Annotated in this window: 8 protein-coding genes and 1 tRNA gene; all 9 read left to right on the forward strand. The window is 41.6% G+C overall.

All coding sequences use genetic code 11. The annotated features are described in order from the left end of the window. Nucleotides 1–43 precede the first annotated feature (43 nt). Complete coding sequence (gene rpmG / locus N2257_10345; GenBank protein ID MCX7794783.1) at nucleotides 44–196, forward strand: 50S ribosomal protein L33; 153 nt, start codon at nucleotides 44–46, stop codon at nucleotides 194–196. Next, nucleotides 195–271, forward strand: a tRNA-Trp gene (locus N2257_10350). Before rpmG ends, N2257_10350 begins: the two co-directional genes overlap by 2 nt. Before the next feature lie 24 nt (nucleotides 272–295). Next, nucleotides 296–481 carry a preprotein translocase subunit SecE gene (secE, locus tag N2257_10355; GenBank protein MCX7794784.1) on the forward strand — a complete coding sequence of 62 codons (186 nt, stop codon included), beginning with the start codon at nucleotides 296–298 and terminating at the stop codon, nucleotides 479–481. 1 nt (nucleotide 482) lies between these two features. Then, complete coding sequence (nusG, locus tag N2257_10360) at nucleotides 483–1007, forward strand: transcription termination/antitermination protein NusG (protein MCX7794785.1); 525 nt, start codon at nucleotides 483–485, stop codon at nucleotides 1005–1007. 9 nt (nucleotides 1008–1016) lie between these two features. After that, entirely contained in the window at nucleotides 1017–1442 is a 426-nt protein-coding gene (rplK, locus tag N2257_10365) for a 50S ribosomal protein L11 (protein MCX7794786.1), read from the forward strand. 115 nt (nucleotides 1443–1557) lie between these two features. Beyond that, nucleotides 1558–2253, forward strand: coding sequence for a 50S ribosomal protein L1 (rplA, locus tag N2257_10370; GenBank protein ID MCX7794787.1), 696 nt, complete (start codon nucleotides 1558–1560; stop codon nucleotides 2251–2253). A gap of 122 nt (nucleotides 2254–2375) precedes the next feature. Continuing rightward, nucleotides 2376–2900, forward strand: a complete 525-nt coding sequence (gene rplJ, locus N2257_10375) for a 50S ribosomal protein L10 (protein MCX7794788.1) — start codon at nucleotides 2376–2378, stop codon at nucleotides 2898–2900. A gap of 21 nt (nucleotides 2901–2921) precedes the next feature. After that, the gene (gene rplL, locus N2257_10380; protein MCX7794789.1) at nucleotides 2922–3308 is read left to right on the forward strand and encodes a 50S ribosomal protein L7/L12; all 387 of its coding nucleotides are present in this window, start codon (nucleotides 2922–2924) and stop codon (nucleotides 3306–3308) included. A gap of 142 nt (nucleotides 3309–3450) precedes the next feature. Beyond that, nucleotides 3451–4945: DNA-directed RNA polymerase subunit beta (locus tag N2257_10385; protein ID MCX7794790.1), on the forward strand; the 1495-nt coding region annotated here is incomplete at its 3' end.

Here is a 4945-nt window from a genome sequence, read left to right on the forward strand (position 1 = left end):
GTGGAAGGACAGTGGGTGCAGGAGTAGTTACGGAGATACTGGAATGAGGGAGATAATACTTTTACAGTGCACAGAGTGTAAGAACAAGAACTATTCAACAACCAAGAATAAGAAGAATACACCTGATAAGCTTCAGCTCAAAAAATACTGTAAGCACTGCAGACATCATACACTTCATAAAGAGACTAAGGCGTAGGCCAGTAGCTCTAACGGCTAGAGCATCGGACTCCAAATCCGAGGGTTGGGGGTTCAAATCCCTCCTGGCCTGCCATTTATTAAAGAATGAGGAGATGATATGATTAAGAAAATAAAAGAGTTTTTCAGGGAAGTGGGCTTTGAGCTCAAGAAGGTAGTCTTTCCATCCAGGGAAGAACTCATAGGCTCAACATGGGTTGTAATTATTGCTGTTATAATTGCCGCCATATTTCTTGGGATAGTTGACGTTGGATTAGCAAAGATTGTTGAGAGGTTACTGAGATAAGATGGGAAAAAACTGGTATGTAGTTCATACCTATTCAGGCTATGAAGATAAAGTAAAACAGTCTATTGAAAAGAGGGCAGAAGAAAAGGGTCTTAAGGATAAGATCACCAATATTCTCATTCCTACAGAAAAGGTTATTGAGAGGCGGGGTTCAAAGAAAAGAGAATCAGATAAAAAATTTTACCCTGGTTATATACTTGTGGAGATGGAGCTTGATGATGAGACATGGCACCTCATAAGAAGCACACCAAGGGTTACAGGATTTGTTGGCGGTACAAAACCAGTTCCTCTTTCTGAGGAAGAGGTGAATGTTATTGTCCAGCAGGTTCAGAAGGGACCGATGCAGGTAAGAACCCAGTATGTAACAGGAGATGAAGTGAAGATAATTGATGGTCCCTTTTCAGGATTTGTGGGAAAGGTTGACGAAGTGGATATAGATCATGGTAGATTAAAAGTCATTGTTAAGATTTTTGGAAGAGAAACACCTGTGGAGCTCAATTTCTCACAGGTGGAAAAGGAGCGATAAGGAGGACAGATGGCAAAGGAAATAGCAGCACAGGTAAAACTACAGATACCGGCTGGAAAGGCTAACCCAGCACCGCCTGTTGGTCCTGCCCTTGGTCCGCACGGTATAAATATAATGGAATTCTGCAAGCAGTTTAACGCAAAGACACAGGCGATGGGTGATACCATAATACCTGTTGTCATAACTATTTACAAGGACAGGTCTTTTACATTTATAACAAAGACACCGCCTGCTTCAGAATTGATAAAGAAGGCAGCTGGTATAATAAAGGGTTCAAGTGTTCCCAACAAGGACAAAGTAGGAAAGCTGACCATGGCACAGGTGAGAGAGATAGCCCAAACGAAACTTCCTGACCTCAATACTCAGTCCCTTGAGGCTGCAATAGAGATGATAAAGGGAACTGCAAGAAGCATGGGAGTGGAGATAGTGCCTTAAAAGTGTTTCAAAATTTTTAAGATCAGTTATAGTGCTTCTGAGAAGTTCTATGCATCAACATATTTTCATATTGAGGAATATCATAATAAAAAATCATTAATGAACAGGAGGAGGCATGGGTAAAAATATAGAGGCAGCTCGGCAGAAGATCGAGAGAGCAAAGGAATACTCCCTTGAGGATGCCATAAAGCTTCTCAAGGAATGTAAATATGCAAAATTTGATGAAACAGTGGAGCTTGCTGTAAATCTCGGTGTTGATCCAAAAAAGAGTGACCAGGTTGTTAGAGGTACGGTGCTTTTACCCCATGGCACAGGAAAGCCTGTGCGAGTACTGGTCTTTGCCAAAGGAGAAAAGGAGAAAGAGGCAAGAGAAGCAGGTGCAGATTATGTGGGAGCAGAGGATCTGGTCGAGAAGATCCAGAAGGGATGGCTTGATTTTGATAAGGCAGTTGCCACTCCAGATGTTATGGGTCTTGTTGGAAAGCTCGGCAAGATACTTGGACCGAGGGGTCTAATGCCAAATCCAAAACTCGGTACCGTGACCTTTGATATCCAGAAGGCTGTAAAGGAATTGAAGGCAGGTAAGGTAGAGTTTGCTGTTGATAAGGGCGGAGTGGTTCATGTTCCTATAGGAAAGATGTCTTTTGATGATTCAAAGCTTGTTGAAAATGCAATGGCAATAATATCTTCTATCATAAAGGCAAAACCTGCTTCATCGAAGGGTAAGTATTTAAGGAAGATAACCCTTTCATCTACAATGGGTCCTGGTATAAAGATAAATATAGATAGTGTTATTTCAAAGAAAGGATAAATTTCTAATTCAGGCTTTGCCTGAAATAAATCTTGTCAGAGACAGCGGGTGTTTATCTTAAATGGTAAGCCCAGCCCGCCGAGACAGTTCTGGATAAAGGAGTCTCTGGGAAAGGAGGGATGATGGAAAGGGCAAAAAAAGCAGAGGTGATTGATGAACTCAGGGATAAATTCCTCAGGGCAAAGGGCGTTGTATTCACTGACTATACCGGGATGACTGTGGCTGAAATGTCTGAGTTAAGGAATCTTTTAAGGAGTTCAAAGATTGAATACAGGGTCATTAAGAATAATCTTGCCAGAATAGCTGCAAAGGAAACACCTCTTTCTGTTCTCAAGCCTGAGGAATACAGAGGTCCCATTGGCATTGCTATTGGATATGATGACCCTCTGCTTGTTGTGAAAAAGGTACTCGAATTCGCTGAGAAGAATGAAAAGCTCAAGATCAAGAACTCTGTTGTTGATGGAAAAATTTTTTCACCTGAGGAACTCAAGGTTCTCTCAAAGCTTCCACCGAGAGAAGTGCTTCTCAGTATGCTTGCCGGTGGACTTGCACAGCCACTAATGCAGCTTGCTTCAGGGTTTAATGCCATGCTTTTAAATCTACTTTATGCCTTTGAGGCATTGAAACAAAAGAAGGAACAACAATAAAATATATGGGAGGAATATAAAATGTCAGTTACAAAAGAGCAGGTTTTCCAGTTTATTGATAATATGACGGTCCTTGAACTCTCTCAGTTTATTAAGGAGTTTGAGGAAAGATATGGAGTAAAGGCAGCAGCACCTGTTGCAGCGGTTGCAGCACCTGTTGCAGGAGCACCTGCAGCAGCGGCTCCGGTAGAGGAGAAGACAAGTTTTGATGTCATTCTTGCAAATGCAGGAGAAAAGAAGATAAATGTTATTAAGGTTGTCAGAGAGCTAACCGGCCTTGGACTCAAGGAGGCAAAGGACCTTGTTGAGGGTGCTCCAAAACCTGTTAAGACCGGTGTTTCTAAAGATGAGGCCAATGCCATCAAGGCAAAACTTGAGGCAGAGGGAGCAAAGGTAGAGATAAAATAATCAGTCTGGGTTGCTTAAGAAAGGAAGTGCACAGGGCTGAAGAGAGAAACCCTGAAAGGGTTATCTTGCTTCAGCCTTCTGTGCTTGCTTTTTAAAGATTTTAATTTTAAAAATTAAGGGTTTACCCCGAGGAGAGGAAAGCATGGCTAAGGTTTTAAGAGAAAGACTTAATTTTGGAAAGGTAAAAACAATCCTTGATGTTCCCTATCTCATTGAATACCAGAAGAGATCTTTTGAGGAATTTCTTCAGAAAGATGTTCCACCCGAAAAGAGAGAAAACAAAGGGCTTCAGGCTGCTTTCAAGGATGTCTTTCCCATAACAGATTACAATGAAATGATATCTCTGGAATTTATAAGTTATTCCATTGGAGAACCAAAATTTACCGAGAGGGAATGTCTGGATAAGGGGATTGATTATTCAGCACCCATAAAGGTAAAGGTAAGGCTGAATTTCTGGGAGCTTGATCCATCAGGCAAAAAGGTCCTGAGAAATTCAAAGGAACAGGAGGTATTTATTGGTGAGATCCCTCTAATGACCGAAACTGGTAGTTTTATCATCAATGGCACCGAGAGAGTGGTTGTGAGTCAGCTTCACAGGTCTCCAGGGGTATTTTTCAGCCCTGATAAGACAAAGACACATACAAGCGGAAGACCACTCTTTACAGCAAGGGTGATACCCTCAAGGGGCTCTTGGCTTGATTTTGAATTTGATACAAAGGATATCCTTTATGTAAGGATTGACAAGCGTAAGAGGCTGCCTGCAACCATTGTCCTTAAGGCACTTGGATATTCTGATGAGGAACTGTTGAAGATATATTATCCTGTTGAAACCATAAAGATAGAAAAGAATGGTTACTTCAGGATACTCTCCGATGTATTAGTGGGAATGAGGGCAAGTGATGATATAGTGGATCCCAGAACAGGTGAGATAATTGTAAAGGAAGGAAGCAAGATAACCAGATATGCTTTAAAGAAGATGGAGACAGCAGGTATCAAAAAGATAAAACTCTCTGAGCGAGAAATAATAGGAAGGGTTACCATAAAGGATATTATAGACCCTGATACAGGTGAGGTTATCGTAGCAAGTAATGAAGAGATAACACAGGAGAGTTTCCAGCAGATTCTAAGGCTGGGCATAGACACCCTTGAACTCCTTTATATAGATAATGTGAATTATCTCTCTTCCCTGAGGGATACCCTCCTTACAGACAGGGTAAAGACACAGGAAGAAGCACTCATAGAGATATACAAAAGAATGCGTCCTGGGGAACCTTCAACAATTGAGGCAGCAAGGGAGCTATTTAATGGACTCTTTTTTGATCCGAAAAGATATGACCTTAGTCCTGTCGGAAGGGTTAAGATCAATAAAAGACTCGGTCTTGATGTACCGGTTTCAACTACAGTTTTAACAGACAGGGATATTATAGAAATAGTTAGATACCTCTTTATGCTGAGAACGGGTAAGGGTGAGGTGGATGATATAGACCACCTTGGTAACAGAAGGGTAAGGGGTGTAGGAGAGCTTCTTGAAAATCAGTTCAGGATCGGGCTTGTGAGGATGGAGAGGACAATAAGAGAAAGGATGTCACTAACAGAGGTTGAGGAGCTTGAGCCCCATGATATACTGAATGCAAAAC

The organism is Thermodesulfovibrionales bacterium (assembly GCA_026417875.1).
Classification (GTDB): Bacteria; Nitrospirota; Thermodesulfovibrionia; order Thermodesulfovibrionales; family CALJEL01; genus CALJEL01.

Bases quoted from the DNA above. Each gene is read 5' to 3' on its own strand.
- nusG (MCX7794785.1), top strand. From the start codon at position 483: ATGGGAAAAAACTGGTATGTAGTTCATACCTATTCAGGCTATGAAGAT.
- secE (MCX7794784.1), top strand. From the start codon at position 296: ATGATTAAGAAAATAAAAGAGTTTTTCAGGGAAGTGGGCTTTGAGCTC.
- rplA (MCX7794787.1), top strand. From the start codon at position 1,558: ATGGGTAAAAATATAGAGGCAGCTCGGCAGAAGATCGAGAGAGCAAAG.
- rpmG (MCX7794783.1), top strand. From the start codon at position 44: ATGAGGGAGATAATACTTTTACAGTGCACAGAGTGTAAGAACAAGAAC.
- rplK (MCX7794786.1), top strand. From the start codon at position 1,017: ATGGCAAAGGAAATAGCAGCACAGGTAAAACTACAGATACCGGCTGGA.
- rplL (MCX7794789.1), top strand. From the start codon at position 2,922: ATGTCAGTTACAAAAGAGCAGGTTTTCCAGTTTATTGATAATATGACG.
- rplJ (MCX7794788.1), top strand. From the start codon at position 2,376: ATGGAAAGGGCAAAAAAAGCAGAGGTGATTGATGAACTCAGGGATAAA.